At 67.7% G+C, this 17,373-nt stretch carries 12 protein-coding genes; 7 read left to right on the forward strand and 5 right to left on the reverse strand.

The window, feature by feature from the left end:
• Positions 1 to 137: 137 nt before the first annotated feature.
• Together sppA and LNV28_RS04015 are read right to left on the reverse strand one after the other, a co-directional pair.
• Entirely contained in the window at positions 138 to 2,009 is a 1,872-nt protein-coding gene (gene sppA, locus LNV28_RS04010; RefSeq protein WP_263516382.1) for a signal peptide peptidase SppA, read from the reverse strand.
• Positions 2,010 to 2,109: 100 nt separating this feature from the next.
• A complete protein-coding gene (locus LNV28_RS04015; protein ID WP_263516381.1) occupies positions 2,110 to 2,769 on the reverse strand; it encodes a glutathione S-transferase N-terminal domain-containing protein in 660 nt (219 codons plus the stop codon).
• A gap of 135 nt (positions 2,770 to 2,904) precedes the next feature.
• Between LNV28_RS04015 and LNV28_RS04020 the strand changes: the two genes are divergently transcribed.
• Positions 2,905 to 3,594, forward strand: a complete 690-nt coding sequence (locus LNV28_RS04020; RefSeq protein ID WP_263516380.1) for a hypothetical protein — start codon at positions 2,905 to 2,907, stop codon at positions 3,592 to 3,594.
• Between the two features lie 410 nt (positions 3,595 to 4,004).
• Here LNV28_RS04020 and LNV28_RS04025 read toward each other — a convergent pair whose 3' ends face one another.
• Complete coding sequence (locus LNV28_RS04025; protein WP_263516379.1) at positions 4,005 to 4,634, reverse strand: glutathione S-transferase family protein; 630 nt, start codon at positions 4,632 to 4,634, stop codon at positions 4,005 to 4,007.
• 203 nt (positions 4,635 to 4,837) lie between these two features.
• Here LNV28_RS04025 and LNV28_RS04030 point away from each other — a divergent pair, with 203 nt between their 5' ends.
• From LNV28_RS04030 to LNV28_RS04045, 4 genes are all read left to right on the forward strand, one after another.
• Positions 4,838 to 5,674: a class I SAM-dependent methyltransferase gene (locus LNV28_RS04030; RefSeq protein ID WP_263516378.1), complete on the forward strand. Its 837-nt coding sequence runs from the start codon at positions 4,838 to 4,840 to the stop codon at positions 5,672 to 5,674.
• Positions 5,675 to 5,802: 128 nt separating this feature from the next.
• Complete coding sequence (locus LNV28_RS04035) at positions 5,803 to 6,363, forward strand: cytochrome b (protein WP_263516377.1); 561 nt, start codon at positions 5,803 to 5,805, stop codon at positions 6,361 to 6,363.
• Between the two features lie 148 nt (positions 6,364 to 6,511).
• Positions 6,512 to 7,318: a serine hydrolase gene (locus LNV28_RS04040; protein ID WP_263516376.1), complete on the forward strand. Its 807-nt coding sequence runs from the start codon at positions 6,512 to 6,514 to the stop codon at positions 7,316 to 7,318.
• A gap of 28 nt (positions 7,319 to 7,346) precedes the next feature.
• Positions 7,347 to 7,928 (forward strand): GNAT family N-acetyltransferase, encoded by a 582-nt coding sequence (locus tag LNV28_RS04045; RefSeq protein WP_263516375.1) that lies wholly within the window; start codon positions 7,347 to 7,349, stop codon positions 7,926 to 7,928.
• A 25-nt stretch (positions 7,929 to 7,953) separates the two neighbouring features.
• Here the strand turns inward: LNV28_RS04045 and LNV28_RS04050 are convergent, their stop codons facing one another.
• Positions 7,954 to 10,785 (reverse strand): polysaccharide deacetylase family protein, encoded by a 2,832-nt coding sequence (locus LNV28_RS04050; protein WP_263516374.1) that lies wholly within the window; start codon positions 10,783 to 10,785, stop codon positions 7,954 to 7,956.
• A 290-nt stretch (positions 10,786 to 11,075) separates the two neighbouring features.
• Between LNV28_RS04050 and LNV28_RS04055 the strand changes: the two genes are divergently transcribed.
• Both LNV28_RS04055 and LNV28_RS04060 read left to right on the forward strand, forming a co-directional pair.
• Positions 11,076 to 12,233 (forward strand): YjgN family protein, encoded by a 1,158-nt coding sequence (locus tag LNV28_RS04055; RefSeq protein ID WP_263516373.1) that lies wholly within the window; start codon positions 11,076 to 11,078, stop codon positions 12,231 to 12,233.
• Complete coding sequence (locus LNV28_RS04060) at positions 12,230 to 13,363, forward strand: M48 family metallopeptidase (protein WP_263516372.1); 1,134 nt, start codon at positions 12,230 to 12,232, stop codon at positions 13,361 to 13,363. Before LNV28_RS04055 ends, LNV28_RS04060 begins: the two co-directional genes overlap by 4 nt.
• A 27-nt stretch (positions 13,364 to 13,390) precedes the next feature.
• Here the strand turns inward: LNV28_RS04060 and LNV28_RS04065 are convergent, their stop codons facing one another.
• On the reverse strand, positions 13,391 to 17,026 hold the full coding sequence (locus LNV28_RS04065; RefSeq protein ID WP_263516371.1) for an alpha-1,6-glucosidase domain-containing protein: 3,636 nt from the start codon (positions 17,024 to 17,026) through the stop codon (positions 13,391 to 13,393).
• Between the last annotated feature and the right edge of the window lie 347 nt (positions 17,027 to 17,373).

Consider the following 17,373-nt stretch of genomic DNA (forward strand, 5'->3'; position numbering starts at 1 on the left):
CTGTAAGGAAAGCGGACGCCGGCTGCGCGGAGTCCCTCTTTAGCGGCATTTTTTGAGCGCCCGCAATTCGGAACAAATCGGCGCTGAGCTGCAATTATAGGGAAGCGCCGAGCGGCGCCCCCTTCACATCGCCATCTTCAGGGCGCCGTGCACAAGCAATGAACAAAGGTGCTGAAGGGCCGGCCGCCCTCGGCGCGTTCGCTGACAAAGGCCAGATCGCGCTGCAAGTCCAGCGCCGCCTTGGGCAGCAAGGCCGCGCCCTCGCCCAGGCCCAGCTCGGCACGCACGGCGGCGGCGATCGATGGCGCGACGATCTGGTCCAGGCTGGACAGCAGGCGTTCGACACGACCCATCTCGCGCTCGACATAGATCAGCTTGGGCGCGCCCTCGAGCTTGGCCAGGCGCGCGGCCGCGCGCACGGCGTCGTCGAAGCTGCCCAGGCGGTCGATCAGGCCGCGCTGCTTGGCTTGCGCACCGGTCCAGACGCGGCCCTGCGCCACAGCGTCGATCTCGGCCACGCTCTTCTTGCGCGCGGCCGCCGTCTTGGCCGTGAACTCGGCGTAAATGTGGTTGATGCCTTGCTGCACCGTCGCCGCCATGCGTGGGTCCAGGGGCCGGCGCGGGTCGAAGCCGCCGGCCGTCCAGTTCGTGGTGTAACCGCCGGTGTGGATGGACAGCTTGTCCAGCAGCTTGTCGCCGGTGGGCAGCATGCCGAAGACGCCGATGGAGCCGGTGATGGTGGCCGGGTCGGCAATCACCTGGTCCGAGGACATGGACACCCAGTAGCCGCCCGAGGCCGCCACATCGCCCATGGAGATGACCACGGGCTTGCCGGCCTTCTGCGTCAGCTCCAGCTCGCGGCGGATGATCTCGGACGCGAAGGCGCTGCCGCCGGGCGAATTGACGCGCAGCACCACGGCCTTGACCTTGTCGTCCTCGCGCGCCTGGCGGATCAGGCGTGCGGTCGAGTCACCACCGATGCGGCCGGCCGAGGCGTCGCCATCGACGATCTCGCCCTCGGCCACGACCACGCCCACCGAGTCACCCTGCGGGCTCTTGGGCTTGATATAGGCCTGGTAGTCGGACATGGACACCTGACGGAAGCTCTTGCCCTTCTCGTCCTTGGCGCCGCGCTCCATCAGCAGCTCGCGCATCTCGTCGCGGGTCTTGAGGCCATCGACCAGCTTGGCCTGCAAAGCCAGCTGCGCCGTGTCGCCCTTGAGCGCGGTGAGGGTCTCGGGCAGGGTATCAATGCCTTTGGCGAGGCTGCCCTTGGGCAGCTTGCGCGCCGTTTCGACCGCGCCGGTGTAACGCTCCCAAAGGTCGCCGTAGAGGTACGCCTCCGCCTCCAGCGCTTCCTTGGACGGGCCGTTGGCGAAGTAAGGTTCGGCGGCGTTCTTGAAGGCGCCCACACGCAGCACATTGGCGCTGACGCCCAAACGGTCGAGCGCGTCCTTGTAATAGGTCCGGTAACGACCGAAGCCTTCGATCATCACCATGCCCATGGGGTGCAGATAGACCTCGTTGGCATGCGCGGCCAGGTAGTAGCCACGCTGGTTGTAGCCGTCGCCATAGGCCAGCACCGGCTTGCCCTTGGCCTTGAAGCGATCGAGAGCCGCCGCCACTTCGCCAAGTCCGGCCAGGCCGGCGCCCGAGAACTCATCCAGCTGCAGCAGCACGCTGCCGATCTGCGGGTCGAGCGCGGCCGCTTCCAGGGTGGCCAGCACATCGCGCAAACGGGTCTGTTGCTGGTGCTTGCCCTGCAGCTGGGCCATGGCCTGGTCGCGCGCCGAGCCCGAGAACTGCTCGACCAAGGGGCCTTGCAGGTTCAGCACCAGCGTGGTCTTGTCCTTCAGCGGCGCTGGGCCACGCGAAAACAAGCCCACCAGGAGCAGCACGACCAGCAAGAGCAAGAACAGGTTGAGCAAGGCGCGCCGGCTGGCATCGAGCAGCCACCAGAATTTGCCCACCACCCACCACAGGCCCGAAAACACTTGCTTGACTGCCATGCCGGCTCTCTCTTTCGAAGGACGCGCAGTGCCCTCACTGCCATGCAGTTGATTGTGCAGCAGGCCCTTAGCCCGCGCCGGAAGCCACGGCAGGCGCAGTTCAGCTCAGCTCTTCTGCCTCGCGCCAGACGGGCAGCTTCACCATCACCGCCTCGAACAGCGGCGTGGCCAGCAAGCGCTGCAGCCAGGCCTGAACAGCAGGCAAGGGCGCCGCCGCAAAAGCCAGCGGGTCCACCGCCGCAAACTGGCGCACAAAAGGCAGCAGCGCCATATCGGCCAGGCCACAACGCGGCCCGCAGAGAAAAGCCTGCGCTTGCAAGGCCTGCTCCATGGGACGCAGCTGCAGGGCCAGGGCGGCCTCGAACATGGCCGCCGGCTGGTCGGGCGGATCCTGGCGCTGCGGGTATTTGTAGCGGTCCAGCAGGCGCTTGAATGGCCCATCGTTGCGCTCGACCCAGGCCAGCTGCTGCTCACTGGGCGCTGCGCTCAGCCAGGCGTCCGGGTCGGCCTGCCCCAATGCCCAACGCATGATGTCCAGGCTTTGCTCCAACACCTGGCCGTCCGGCAGGACCAGTACCGGTACCGTGCCCTTGGGCGAGGCCTGCAGCATGGCAGCGGGCTTGGCGCGCAGCTCGATCTCGCGCGCCTGCACAGCAACCCCGGCCTGATGCAGGGCCAGGCGAGCCCGGATGGCGTAAGGGCAGCGCCGGAAGGTGTAGAGCACAGGCAGGGGCACGGGCAATGTCTGGGGCTGGGTCATGGTGGCGGCCGATTGTGCGGCAAGTGCATCAATCGACTGCGCGAGGCCGCCAGATGGGTTTCAACACCCCGGATCGCGGGATTGCTGCCCCGGGAGGGCACTGCACAATGCAGCGCTTGCCCCCTGCCCATGCCCATGTCCTCCGTCTTCCTGCTGCGCCGCGCTGCCAAAACCCTCGAGACTTCGCGCGCTTCCCTGTTGGCAGATGGCCGCTGGGAGCTTGCCGGTAGCAGCGAACGGGCGACCGATTGCATGGCCGCGCTGCGCAACAGCGATGCACAGTACCTGGCCTGTGACCTGCGTCTGGCCGACGGCCATGTGCGCCGCCTGCTGCAGCAACTGCGCCGCTTGCCGCAAGCCCCCAAGGTGCTGCTGCTCAGTTCCTGTGCCCACGACACCATGCTCTTCGACACCCTGGCCGATGGCGCGCATGGCTATATGGTCGAGTGCGAGCGCGGCAGCAGCCTGCCTCAGGCCTTGAGCCAGCTGCAAGCCGGCCAAGCCCTGATGTCCCCCGAACTGGCCCGCCAGACCCTGCACAGCATGGGGCTGAGCCGCATCAGCCTGGAGCGCGCCCAGGCCCTGTCTGCCGCGCAAGACCTGAGCCCCGCAATCGGCTCTGCCTGCGAGCCTGAGCAGGCCTTCAACGAACTGACCCGGGCCGAACAACATCTGCTGAGCCTGATCGCCCTGGGCCGCCTGCCCGGCGAAGTCGCGCAGCTCTGGCGCCTCGCCAGTGAAGACGTGGGCCGCCGCATCAGCGCCATCTACGGCAAGCTGCACCGCTGGCAATCGGCTCGCAACCTGGATCTGGCATTGGCCTGATGAGAGGCGGCTGACGGCACAAAGCTGTCGCTCAGATTGGGCGGCGATCGGGCCGACTGGGCACTCTGCTCCGTTCATGTCCCCCGGCGCCAGCCTTCGGCTGGCGCCTCCTCCTTTACTTCACTTCGCAGAGCACCCAGCCGTCCCGATCCAGCAAGGCGTGACCGCTTCGACGAAGGCGCCGACCGTTTGAACTGACAAGGGGTGTCGGGTGAGTGCTGAAGCGAAGTTAAGGAGGAGGTCCGCGCGCAGCGCGGGCCGGGGGACATGAGCGGAAGCACTCGCCCGGCGCCCCTTGGCACCAGCCCTAGAGTCAAGGTCTGCTATGTGCCAGAAGCGTCCTTCAACCTTCAAAGCCCAAACGAAAAAGGCCTTGCATCTGCAAGGCCTGTTTTGCTGCGACCTAACGATCAGGCTGCAGGTGGTGCGGTGTCGACGAAGCTGGCGCGGGTGCTCAGTTTCTCAAAGTGGCGGGCCAGATTGGCATGTTCGTTGCGCCAGTCCAGTTGAGGAAAGCGGAAGTCGAGGTAGCCGAGGGCGCAACCGACCGCGATATCGGCCAACGAGAAATGCGTGCCCGAGCACCAGGCGCGCTCGCCCAGGCCCTGGTTCATGGCGACCAAGGCAGCCCCAACCTTGTCCATCTGGCGCTGCACCCAGGCCGCGCTGCGTTGCTCGGGCGTGCGGCCGGCCCAGTGCTCTTCCAGGCGCGCAGCCACGCAGGCATCGAGCACACCGTCGGCCAAGGCTTCCCAGGTGCGCACCTCGGTACGCTCACGGCCGCGCTCGGGGATCAGGCGACCGACCGGCGACAGGGTGTCGACGTACTCGACGATCACCCGCGAGTCGAACACCGCGCCGGTGATGGAGTCCTGGCCTTCCATCACCAGGCAGGGCACCTTGCCCAAAGGATTCATCTTCAGGATGGCATCACTGGCCCAGACGTCTTCCAGCACGAACTGGTAGTCGAGCTTTTTCTCGGCCATCACGATGCGCACTTTGCGAACGTAAGGACTGCTGAGTGAACCGATCAATTTCATAGCGTTTACATCCCTCTCGGATTCATTCTAGCCATGGGACTGTTGCTCCCCAGCCTGTACAAACGCCCCGGACTCGGGCAGGCAAGGCTTTCATGCGCGCGACACAGAAAGAAAGAAGCACAGCATCGCCGCCACCGGCTCGCGAGCAGCGCAAGAAGTAGCGGTAAAAATGCCGCCACTCACAAAAAGCTGGAGGGATTGCCATGACACAGCCGGACGCCGCACAGACGAGCCAGCAAGCCCTGCAGAGCAGCTTCAGCAGCGAAGCGGGCGGCGTGGCCGCCGTCTTCTCCGGCAAGGCGGCCGACTACCAGGCTGCCCGGCCCGACTACCCCCTGGCCCTGCTGCAGCACTTGCGCCAAGGCCTGCCAGCCGCGGCCCATGTGGTGGACCTGGGCGCGGGCACCGGCCTGCTGAGTGCCGGCCTGCTGCAGCAAGGCCTGCGCGTGACGGCCGTGGAACCCAGCGCCGCGATGCGCAGCGCGGCCGAGCAGGCACTGGGCCAAGAACCCGGTTTTGCCAGCAGCGCTGGCAGCGCCGAGGCCACCGGCCTCGCCCAGGGTTGTGCTGATCTGATCACCGCGGCCCAGTCCTTCCACTGGTTTGACATCGAGGCTGCACGGCGCGAATGCCTGCGCCTGCTCAAGCCCGGCGCTCAGGTGGCCCTGATCTGGAACGACCGCGTGCGCGAAGACCCGCTGCAACGAGAACTCGACGCGCTCTTCGATGCCTTCGGCGGCGCACGCCGTGCCGCCCAGAAACATCATATGGGCCAGGGCGACGAGGCCGAACGCGCCGGCCTGCCCCAGTTCTTCGGCGGCGCCGTACCGGCCAGCCTGCATTGGCCTCACACGCATTGGCTGGACGAGGCGGGCCTGGCCAGCCTGGCCTTCTCGCGTTCCTACATTCCGGCCCGCGCCAGCGACGAGGGTCAGATCTTGCTCGGGCAACTGAAGCAGTTGTTCGCCCGCTTTGCGAACGGCCCGAAGCTGGCGATGCGCTACCGCACACTGGCCGTGATCGGTCGGCCGGCCGAATGAGGCGACAAGGGACGAGGCTTGGTCCCAGCGCCCCGGTCCCTCGCCCCATGACCTTCGTGCCAGCGCCCGCCCCGGGGCCAGAATCGCCCACCCTCAACCTCACCCCGGCTGCCGCGCCCCTGCCCCACATGAACACCGCCACCGCACCCCTGAGCCGCACCACCGTCACCCTGCACTGGCTGATGGCGCTGGCCATGATCGGCCTCACATCCGTCGGCCTCTATATGGCCGAGTTCGAAGTCTGGGCCCTCTACCCCATCCACAAATCGGTCGGCATTCTGGTGCTGCTGCTGGCCGTGCTGCGCGCGGCATGGCGGCTCAAGGAAGGCTGGCCGACCCCCACCGGCCAGGCCTCGGCCCTGCAGCAGACCCTCGCCAAGGCGGTGCACTGGCTGCTGCTGCTCAGCACCCTGGCCATGCCCATCAGCGGCATGATCTTTTCAGGGGCCAGCGGACATGGCTTCGGCATCTTCGGCCTGACCTTGATGGAGCACCGGCTCGACCCGAACAAGCCCGGCGAGGTGCTGCCCCTGAACGCCGGACTGAGCGAGCTGGCCCACAGCCTGCACAGCATCATCGGCTATGTGCTGATCGCCGCCGTACTGCTCCATGTGGCCGGGGCACTCAAGCACCACGTGCTCGACCGCGACGCCAGCCTGCGCCGCATGCTGGGCCGGTCCACGCCCTGAGCCCCGGCATCCTCCCTGCCGGACGCCTTGGAGCCAAGCAGAATAGAGGCTTCATGCTCCCGTCCTGCCCGAGGCCCACTTGCTGTCCCACGCCGCCACCTCTTCTCGCCCTGCCGCGCACTCTGCCTGGCGCCAACACAGCGCACTCGTGCTGCTGAGCCTGATCGCCAGCACCGCCCTCGCCAAATCGCCTGAAGCGCCGCTGCAGCTGCCCGTCAATGCCCGCCATGCCCTGGTGTTGGAGAACGGCAGCGGCAAGGTGCTGATGGCCAAGGATGCCGACACCCAGGTGCCGATCGCCTCGCTGACCAAGCTGATGACGGCCATGGTGGTGCTCGATACCAAGGCCGACCTGAAGGCGCGCATCCGCATCCAGCGGGAGGACGTAGACACCCTCAAGCACAGCCCCTCGCGCGTGCCCGTGGGCGCCCAGATGACGCGCGGCGCGGCCCTGCACCTGGCCCTGATGTCCTCGGACAACCGCGCTGCCGCCGCCCTGGCCCGCACACTGCCGGGTGGCCTGCCGGCCTTCGATCAGGCGGTGCACGCCAAGATTCGCGCGCTCGGCCTGACGCGCACCGAGATCGCCGAACCCACCGGCTTGTCCTCACGCAACCGCTCCACCGCAGCCGAGATGGCCAAGATCATCGCCGCCGCCGCGCGCTACCCGCAGATCAGCAAGATCAGCAGCGACGCCAAGGAGAAGGTGCTGATCAGCGGCCGGCCGGTCGAGTTCCGCAACACCAACCGCCTGGTCGGCCGCAAGGGCTGGGACATCCGCCTGTCCAAGACCGGCTACACCGAGGAAGCCGGCCGCTGCCTGGCCCTGCGTCTGAAAGACAAGACCGGCCAGGACCTGACCGTGGTGCTGCTCGACAGCGACGGCTCGGCCGAACGCCTGGCCGACGCGGCCAAGATCCGCAAATCCCTGGAACGCCACCGCAAGCACAGCTGAACTGACTCACCGGAAGCGAGATTGCCGCATGAACCCGACACCGTCCTCGAACCCCATCACTTCCACGCCGCGCGTGCTGCTGCGCCCGGTCAACGAGGACGACCTGCCGCGCATTGCCGCACAGGCCGCCGACCTGAGCGAACGCAATGAGTTCGAAGGTTCGATGATGCGCGGCCCGCAGTTCTTCAAGAAGCGCTTTGCCGAAGATGGCTTCTCCAGCAACGAGGCCGAGCGTCTGGTCGTCTGCGAGGCTGACAGCGGTGAGCCGATCGGCTCCGCCTCACATTTCCTGGCCCACCGTTACTCCAGCGCCCGCGAGCTGGGCTGGAAGATCGACGACCCAGCCCGCCGCGGCCAGGGCTGGGGCACGGCCGCTGCGCGCGCCCTGATCGACCATGTGTTTCATAACTTCGAAGTCCACCGTGTCTGCGCGGCCCTGGCGCCGGGCAATCTGGCCTCGCGCCGGGTGGCCGAGAAAGCCGGCCTGCAGTTCGAGGGCCGGCTGCGCGGCGTGATCTTCATCAACGGCCTCTACCTCGACAGCGAGGTCTTCGGCCTGCTGCGGCCGGAGTGGCAGGCCCGCCGCGCGGCCACTCTCGGCCGCGACTGAGCGCGCTGACAGCCCCGCGCCAAGGTCAGGGCTGAGCCGGCTGCGGCCGGTGAGCCGCGTCCGGCTGGGCAATCCAGGCTCGCAGCGCATCGGCCCGGCCATGCTTGGGCGAGAGCGCAACAAAGGCCGCATAGGCTTTCAGCGCGCCGGACTCGTCGCCGGCCAGCAGGCGCGCGTCGCCGAGATTGAGCCAGGCCAGCGCACGGCTGCCGTCCATCTCCAGCGCCTTCTCGTACCAGCGCGCGGCCTCTTGCGGGCGCGAGCGCTTGTAGAAAATGAAACCCAGATTGTTGGCCGCCAGGGCGAAACGCGGCTGCAGGCGCAGCGCTTCGGCGAAGGCGGCTTCGGCCTCCTCGTAGCGGCGCTCCTTGTAGAGCTGCAGGCCCCGGTCATTGGCACGCTGGGCGGCGATGCGGGCACCGGGGTCGACGCGGGCACTCGGCGGCGCCAGCGCCACGTCCCGGCCGTCCAGGCCCTTGACCAGCACGGAGGCCACGGCCGGGCCGCTGGCCGAGCTGGCCTGAGGCTGGGCCACACCAGCCTCGTCAATGCGCTTGGCCAGGCGGCTGGCCGCGGCGTCCAACTGCGCACTGTCGCTGCTCAGGCTTTGCTCATTGGCGGCCAGCTCGAACACGAACTCGCCGCCCTCGGAGCCGGGCAGGCTGCCGAAAGCCGGCGTCTGCCGCGCGATCGACGCCACCGCCGGCGCCACATAGGCGGCCAGCTCGGTGCCGGTGATCAGGCCGTCTCCATTCAGATCAGCCTTGCCGGTCAAGGCTTGCAGCAGGGTCCAGGTGAAGACCGAATGGCCGCCCGGGCCGTCATCGGCCACCTGCTGGTCGGCACCGCCGGCCGTCATCATTTGCCGGCCCATGCGGCGGGCGTTGTCGCGTATGAAGTTGGCGCTGCCGCCGGCCGCGCCAGCGCGGGTCAGACCCAGGCCGGAGTAGCAGGCATCGATGATGAACAGCGCATGCTTGGCGGCCAGGGCCTCGCCGACCTCCTGCAGCTGCGGCATGGCGATGGCATCGGTCTGCAGATCATCGAGACCGGCATCGACCGGGATCACATAGCCGATCTCCCGCCCGCTGGGCAGGCGGCGCGTGCTGCCATGGCCGGCGAAAAAGACGAAGACCCGGTCGTCACGGCGCACCCGCCGGCCTTCGCCCTGGCGGGCATTGACCAGGCCGTTCAGCGCCCGCAGGATGTTGGCGCGCGTGGCCTCGCCGTCCAGCAGCAGGCTGATGTTCTCGGCGGGAAAGCCGAAGTTCTTCTGCAGCGTGTCGCGCATCACCCGGGCGTCGCGGCCGGCATGGGCCAGGCGTGGCCAGCGCTGGTACTGGTCGATGCCGATGATCAGCGCATGGCTGTCGCGGTAAAGATTGGTGCCACTGAGCGGCGCCTCGGCAGCACCATCGGCGGACGCCGTGGCCGGCCGGGCTTCGGGGCTGAGGATGCGGCCGTCCTCGCTCCAGCGGGCGAACTGGTAGCCCTCGGCGTGCAGCTGATCCAGGATCAGCGGCAGGGCTTGCACCGTGCGGGCATGGATGTCATGGAAGAGCACGATGCCGCGCTGGCGCCGTTCCAGCTCGCCCAGCACGCGGGCGGCAATGGACTTGGGGATGGGGTCAGACCAATCCAGCGAATCGACAGTCCACATCATCGAGCGAAGCTTGAGCGCCTCAATGGTGCTCAGCGCCGCCTCGTTGCGGGCGCCGTAGGGAAAGCGGAACAAGGGCGCGCCGCTGCGACCGGCGCCGTCCAGCAAAGCCTCGGTATCGGCCGCCTCGCTGCGCACCTTGCCCGGCTCAAACTTGGACATCAGGCCATGGCTGTAACTGTGGTTGGCCAGCACATGGCCGGCCGCCAGCACCCGCCGCGCGACCTGGCTGCCGGCCCCAGGCAAGACCTGACCCTTGGCGTCGACACGGCCCAGGTTCTGCCCCAGCTGGAAAAACACCGCCCGCGCCTCGTAGCGCTTCAGGATGGCCAGGATCTCGTCGGTGTAGCGGCCATGCGGGCCGTCGTCGAAGGTCAGCAGCACCGTCTTGGCGGGCAGTCCCAGGCCGAAGAGCTCGCGGCCGTCTTCTTTTGTGTCCTTGCCGGGCTTGCTGGCCTTGCCACGCAGTCCGCTGGCCGCGGGATCGGCGGGCTCGGCCGCAGCTTCTGGTGGCGCCCCAGCCGGCGGCAGGGCCAGCGCCTCGGCCGAGGGGCCGCCCTGATGCGCCTTCATGATCTGCTCACGGCTGTAGAGCCGGCCCAGCTTGGCCAGGTAGTCGCGCCACTTCTCGCGCTTCAGCTCGATGCCGCGCTTGGCGAAGCGGCCGAAGCTGTCCTTCAGCTCTTGCTCATAGGCTTGCTCGACCTCGGCCAACACGAGTAGATCCTCCTGCGCGCGCTTGGCCAGCTTCAGGCCGGCCAAGCTTTGCGAGGCGGCGTGATGGGGCTGCAGCTGGGCCAGGAATTCGCGGAAAGCCAGACGGTCGGCGTCGAACCAATCGGGCTCGCTCTCGATACGGTCCAGCAGCTCGCCCACGGCTGCGACCAGGGCCGGTTCATGGCTCGCGGTGGTTCGGGCCACCAGGGCCTGGTTGCGCTGCTGCAGCTCGTGGAACATCATCTGGCCGACCGCTGCCACCGCCCGGCGCTGCTCGGCCGGCAGCGCCGCCTCGCCGTCCATCAGCACGATGATCTGCCGGTGCAGGGCCAGCAGCGCTTCGGCGTCCTGCTGCAGGGCCGTTGCGGACACCGCAGTGCTCGTCGAGTGGGTCGAGTCGGGGGCAACTGGGGTGCCGGCACCCTCCGTGGCCGGGCGGCAGGCCGCCAACAGCAGGCTCAGCAGCAGGCACAGCGCCATGCCCAGGCCGGCCTCACTCCGTCGCAATGTCCTCAGCTGCACAACTCATCCCCTGCTCGGCACCCCTGATCGGGAGCCGCATTGTGGCGGACCTGACGCCCCCTTCGGAGGATCGGTGCCCGCCGCTCTTGCCGATCAGGGCAGACCCTCTCCCCCTGAGGTAGGAGTGCGTTGCCAGGCTCGTCGAGGCTGGGGCACACTGCGCGCCCGTGGCGGCTGCCGATCGCTGCCGCTGCATAACAACGACGAATGCCTCCGTTCGAGAGGCGCCAAGGGAGAGGACCCCCAACATGCAAGAACTGCCCGACGCTGGCTGCTACGCCGCGCCTGCGCGCACGCAACAGACACTCGCGATCCGTTTCACCGGCTCCGGCAGCGAGTACTTTCGCATCTGGATCGTCAATCTGCTGCTGACCCTGCTGACGCTCAGCCTCTACCTGCCCTTCGCCAAGGTGCGTCGCCTGCGCTACTTCTACGCCAACACCCGCGTCGGCGACCAAGCCCTCAGCTTTCACGGCCGGCCCTGGCCGATGTTTCGCGGCTACTTGCTGCTGCTGACGCTGGCGGGCGCCTACGGCCTGGCCGGTCATTTTTCGCCCTTGGCCGGTCTGATTGCCTACCTCTTGCTGTGCGCGATCTGGCCGGCACTCTGGCGCGCGGGCATGCAGTTCCGCATGGGCAACACCCGCTGGCGCGGTCTGCGCCTGCGTTTCGATGGCGACCTGATCGGCGCCTATCTAGCGGTCGCGCCCATCTATCTGCCAGGCATTCTGGTGATGGTCGGCGCCTTCATCTCTGGCCCGGACCATGCAAGCGAGGACCTGGGGGTCGGCGGCACCGTGCTGTTTGCCGGCATGGGCCTGATGGTGCTGCTGGCGCCCTATTTCATGGCCAGCATCAAGCGCTATCAGCATGGCGGCTATGGCTATGCCGACCAGCGCGCCACGCTGGACGTCGGCGTCGGCCGTTTCTACATGCTGGTGCTCAAGGGTCTGCTGGTGTCCTTGCTGCCCATGATCGTGGCGGGTGCGCTGGCCGCCGGGGTGGTCGCCTTGGTTCAGCCGAGCAAACAACTGATGCCTGTGGCCATTGGCTTCGGCGTGCTGCTGGGCTACCTGCTGTACTTCATGATGATCGGCCCCTACTTCGCAGCTCGCCTGCAGAACCTGGTCTGGAATGGCACGCGCAGCGAACGCTTGCAGTTCACCAGCCAGCTGAAGTTCCGCAGCCTGCTGATTTTGACGGTTTGCAACTGGCTGTTGACCGCCTTGACGCTCAGCCTTTACCGCCCCTTCGCCGCCATCAAAACGGCGCGCCTGCGCTTGGAGGCCGTGCATCTGGTGGTCGGCGGCGATGTCGAGGCCTGGCAGGCCCAATTGAGCGCCGAGGCGAACGACGCCAGCGGCGACGCGGCCGGCGACTTCTTTGGTTTGGACATGGGCTTGTGAACACTGGACTGCAGACCCCGACCTGGTTGGGCGAGCCTCGCCTGAGAGCGCGGCTCTTCGATGGCCGCAGCGCCCGCGCGCAAGCGGTCTGGGCCTGGCTGGATCGGACCCAGCTGCACATTCAGGCCTGCGATATGGAGGGCGAGCCGCCCTCCACGCAGACCAGGATGCTGCGCCAGCACGCGCTGCGAGAGGTGGTCTGGCCCGAACGCCTGCGCCATGGTGAGCGCCAGGCCTTGTTGCCCGACGGCGCCGTGCTCTGCGAAGACCTGACACCCTGCGCTCGTCAACAATGGGATGCGTGGGCGCAGGCCTCGGGTCTGCACGACAGCCTGACCGTCCGCTTCATGCGCAGCTGGCGTCTGGTCGGCCTGAGCGCACTCCTGAGCGCCGGTCTGCTCGGCGTGGCCTGGCATTGGGGCATTCCGTGGACGGCCGAGCGCGGCGCGGCGCTGATCCCAGCGGCGGCCGAGCAGCAGATCGCAGAGCAAGCTCTGGACTATATGGACAGGCAGTGGCTCAAGCCCAGCACGCTGAGCGCGGCACGGCAGGAGGAAATCACCCGGCGCGTGGCCGCGGCCGTGCGCCGCGACGAAATCCTGCGCGCCGGGCTGGAGCCGCAGGCCGCGCCGCTGCCGGCCTACCGCCTGCACTTCCGTGCCGGCCCCAAGGCCCTGGGGCCCAATGCCTTTGCCCTGCCCGGCGGCGACATCGTGCTGACCGATGCCCTGGTCGAGCTGGCCGAGGGCGAACCCGACATCATCACCGGTGTGCTGGCCCATGAGCTCGGCCATGTACGCCATCGCCACGGCATGCGTCTGGCCTTGCAGGCCGGCATGGTGGCCGGTGTGAGCGGGCTGCTGGTCGGTGATTTCTCGGCCCTGCTGGCCGGCCTGCCGGCCTGGCTGGCGCAGGCCGACTACTCGCGCGAATTCGAGCGCGAGGCCGATCTGCACGCGCGCCAAATGCTGCAGGCAGCCGGCATCTCGCCGCGCGTAATGGTGCGTTTCTTCGAACGCCTCACGGCCTATCAACAACAACGCGGCCAGGACAAGTCACCCATGCCCATGGCCTTTGCCAGCCACCCGGCGCATGCCGAGCGCATTGCCTTTTTCAACGCGGCGCCTTGAGCGACCGACGCCGCGCTGAAAGGTCGCTCAGGGCCGCACAAACACCACCGCCGTGCGCGCCGGCAGACTCAGCACACCGCTGGCCGCATCAAAGCTGGCCTGCCGGGCGCGGGCATCGGCGGCGCCGGCCGCGCGGTGCACCGGGTGCAGCTGCAAGGCATGGCCGAGCAGACCCGGCACCGTCAGCTGTTTGGCCTGCTTGTCCACATTGATGGCATAGACCAGCTCCTGGAAGCCGGCGCCGGCATAGCCCTGGCCGTCAATCTGGGCGATCAGCACCGTGGCTTCCTGGGCGGAGCCGGTGTTGTGGAACTTGAGCCGGGCCTTGATGTCCTCGGCCGTGCGCAGGCGCAAGAGGCTGCTGCTCTTGCGAATGGCAAGCAGGTCGCGGAAGACATCGCGGGTCCAGGCGATGTCCGCCGCGGCAGGCTTGATCAGCGGGTCGGCCAGCAGCGGGCGCAGGAGCGACCAGTTGTCGCCGTTGTCGCGCTGCGGCGGCAGGCCGACGCCGAAGTTGTTGTCGGCATAGCTCCAGTCCAGGCGGTTGAACCAGTCGCCTGAGTCATAGCTGTTGCGATCCATGGACTTGCTGCGCAAGGTGTCCACGCCAGCATGGAAGTAGGCCACGCCCTGGCTGAAGGCATTGATGGCCATGCCCAGCGCCTGCACGCGGGCGCGGTCCTCGCGGCTGGTGCCAGCAGGCAGCTTGAAGACGTTGTTGTCGAACAGGCTGGTGTTGTCGTGGTTCTCCACGTAATTGACCACCTCGCCGGGCTCCAGCACATAGCCGGCGGGCAGGCCACCAACATTGATCTGCTCCAGGCGCAGGTTCGCATCCCAGCTGGTCTGCAGCTCGTAGCTGCGGATGGAGCCGGCCAGCGAGGCCTTGATCTGGTCGCCATGCCACATCAGGTCGCCCCGGGTCTTGCCGCCGCCGAAGGCATTGGCGTCATAGAACAGGCCATTGATGAAGCCCTGGTTGGCGAACTGGTTGTTGCCGTTGTCGAAGGAGCTGCCGCCGCGCACGGCGTCGCGGATGAAGGGGTTGAAGCTGCCGATGCCGGTGCCGTTCAGTCCCAACATATCGGCCTGCACAAAGCGCGCGCCATTGGCCACTTCGCCAAAGTTCCAGCCCTCGCCGAGGATCTGCACCGGGCGGCCGCTGGCGCGTTCGACGGCGGCCTTGAGGTCTACCATCACCGAGCGCGGGTGGTGGCCCATGATGTCGAAGCGCAGCGAGCTGATGTGATAGTCGCGCACCCAGACGATGGCCGAGTCGATCATCAGCTTGGCCATCATGCGGTTCTCGGCCGCGGTGTTCTCGCAGCAGGTGGAGCGCTCGATGCCGCCCGTGGCGTTCAGGCGGTGGTAGTAGCCGGGCACCACCTTGTCCAGCACCGAGGCGCTGTTCAGGCCGGAGGCGCTGGTGTGGTTGTAGACCATGTCCATGCCCACGCGCAGGCCGGCGGCGTTGAGCGCCTGCACCATGCGGCGGAATTCGATGACGCGCGCGGCCGGGTCGGCCACGCTGCTTGCGTAGCTGCCTTCCGGCGCAGTGAAGTGGTAAGGGTCATAACCCCAGTTGAAGCAGTCGCTGCCGGCTGTGGCGCTGACCAGGGCTTGCTGGGCCTCGCCGTCGGCGCTGCCGCTGGGATTGGGCGTCACGCAGCCTTTCTCGGGCACGCTGGCGATGTCGAAGACCGGCAACAGATGCACATCCGTGAGCCCGCTCTGGGCCAGGGTGCGCAGATGCTTCATGCCGTTCGAGTTGTTCTCGGCAAAAGCCAGGTACTTGCCACGCTTGTCGGCCGGCACGGTCGGGTCGTTGACCGAGAAGTCACGCACATGCAGCTCGTAGATGCTCATGTCCGGCGTGGCCTGCACGGTGGCAGGCGGCTGGCTGCCGTCCCAGCCGGCCGGCTTGAAGGCGGCGCTTTGCAGATCGGCCACCACGCTTTGCTGGCTGCCCAGGGTCAGGGCCAGGGAATAGGGATCGGTGACCAGGCTGCGCACCAGGCCGACGCCGCGCACAAACACCGTCACGGCATAGCGGTAGCTGCGGCCGTTCAGCTCACCGGCCAGGCTGCTGCTCCAGGCGCCGGTGGCCGGGTCACGCTGCAGGTTCACGGTCTGGCTGCGGCTGAGGAAGGGGTTGCTGCTCGGTGCGGTCACGATCACTTGCACGGCCTGGGCCGTGGGCGCCCAGAGCTTGAACTGGGTGCGGCCGTTCTTGACCGTGGCGCCGTAATCGTTCACCTCGGCGGCGGCGCTGTAGAGATCATCGAGCGCCCCGGCGATCTGCGCGGTGCTGGCGTTCTGCACCTGGCCGGCCGCGTTTTCCTGCACCAGCACCAGCTGCTGGGTGTGCAGCTGCGGCAGGCGTGGCAGGTCGGCCTCGCGCACCTGGAACACGCCGCCTGCGGCCACGTACTTGAAACGCAAGGCCTCGGCCGCCGGCACATTGCCGCTGAAGGCATCGAGGGTGATGGCGCCATCGGCGCCGCTGACAGGCGCGTCCTTGGCCACCACGATCTGTCCGGTGGCCGAGTGGTAGAGCTTGACCACCGTGCCAGCCGGTGCCGCAGCCGCGAACACGCGCGGCCATTGCAGCAGGCGCTGGTTGAGCCAGACGGCGCGGGCGTCGCTGCTGGAGACCGAGCGCAGATCGGGCGGCGCGGTGTAAACGGTGGCGTCCTGTTGCACCAACCAGATCTCACCGACCTGGTTCTGGATCTTCAAGCCGGCGTAGTCGACGCGGATGTTGTTGTCGCGACCGTCCTTGTCGTTCTGGTTCGGCGCCATGCCGTGGATGATGAACTCCAGGGCCTTGCGGCCGGCATCGTCACGCGGATTGAGCACGGGGATGTCGAAGACGATCTCGCCCGCGCCGGCTGCATGGCCGGGCATGGCGTTGAAAGCCACGGGCGCACCCCATTGTTCGATCGGCAGGCCGGCCGGCAGCGCGGCCACATTCAGGCCGCTGCCGTTCCACAGATGCAGGCCCCAGTTGCTGTAGCCACCGTCGAAGCGCTGGTAGTGCACGCGCACGGTGTGCAGATTGGGCACGGGCAGGCCCAAGGGGTTGCTGGTGTAGGTGACGTTGTCGCCCTCGACCCGCCAGATCTCATTGGCGCCGGGCTTGAGCTCATAGCTTTGGTCGGCGCCGCCCCAGTCCTTCCGGTCGCCCTTGTGCAGCAGGTAGCCGACGGTGCCGCTGTCGGCAGCCAGGGGCACGTCATAGATGGCGCCGAAATCGTCGCTGCCGCTGGCGTTCCAGCCGCCGTTCCAGGCCGGGCTTTGCGCCGCGCCCCAGCTGTGCAGCTGCCAGCCGCTGGTGTCGCCATCGGCGCGACGGTAGTGCACGCGCAGCGAGCTGCCCGCGGCCGTGGCCACGCGGGCGGCGGCGGCCTTGGCACGGGGGGTGTCGGGCACCGGGACGGCGGGCACGGGCACCAGCACCGTGGTGTTGGCGTCGATCACGCGCGGCCCGGCCACGCTGGCATCCGCCGCTGCCGCCGTGGCCTGGCTCATGGACGCCGCCCCGGGCTGCTCCGTCTGGCCGCCGCCGCAGGCGCTCAGGACCAGCAAGGCCAAGCCCGCCAATGCCCTGCGTACCTGACCACTCCAGCCCCGTGCGGGCGCCGTCTCGATGTGCGTGTTCATGTGCATCCTTGCTTGGTTTCTTCCAGCTGAAGCAGCGCCCGGGCACCCGTCCGCATGCCGCGGTGGGTTCAGGCGAGGCGATGCTAGTGGAGTAAAACTACATTCGATAGCTGGTGGTTTCCCGGTAATTTTTCACGATCATTTGCGGATTTGTAGTCAAAGTACCAATCGAAGTGGATTGAAATCCAAGGCGATAGCGCTCCGATTCGAGCGCCCACCGGTGCTTTTCATCGCCCTGTCATCAGCGGCTAAAATCTGCGGGTTTTTCCCGAGCCGAGGGCCGCTGCGAGAGCAGGGCCAGCCTGGCGGCCCGGGCAATCGCACCTCCCCCTCATCAGCCCTGGCGG

Origin of the sequence: Paucibacter sp. DJ2R-2 (genome assembly GCF_025717675.1) — a bacterium.
Lineage (GTDB): Bacteria > Pseudomonadota > Gammaproteobacteria > Burkholderiales > Burkholderiaceae_C > Paucibacter_A.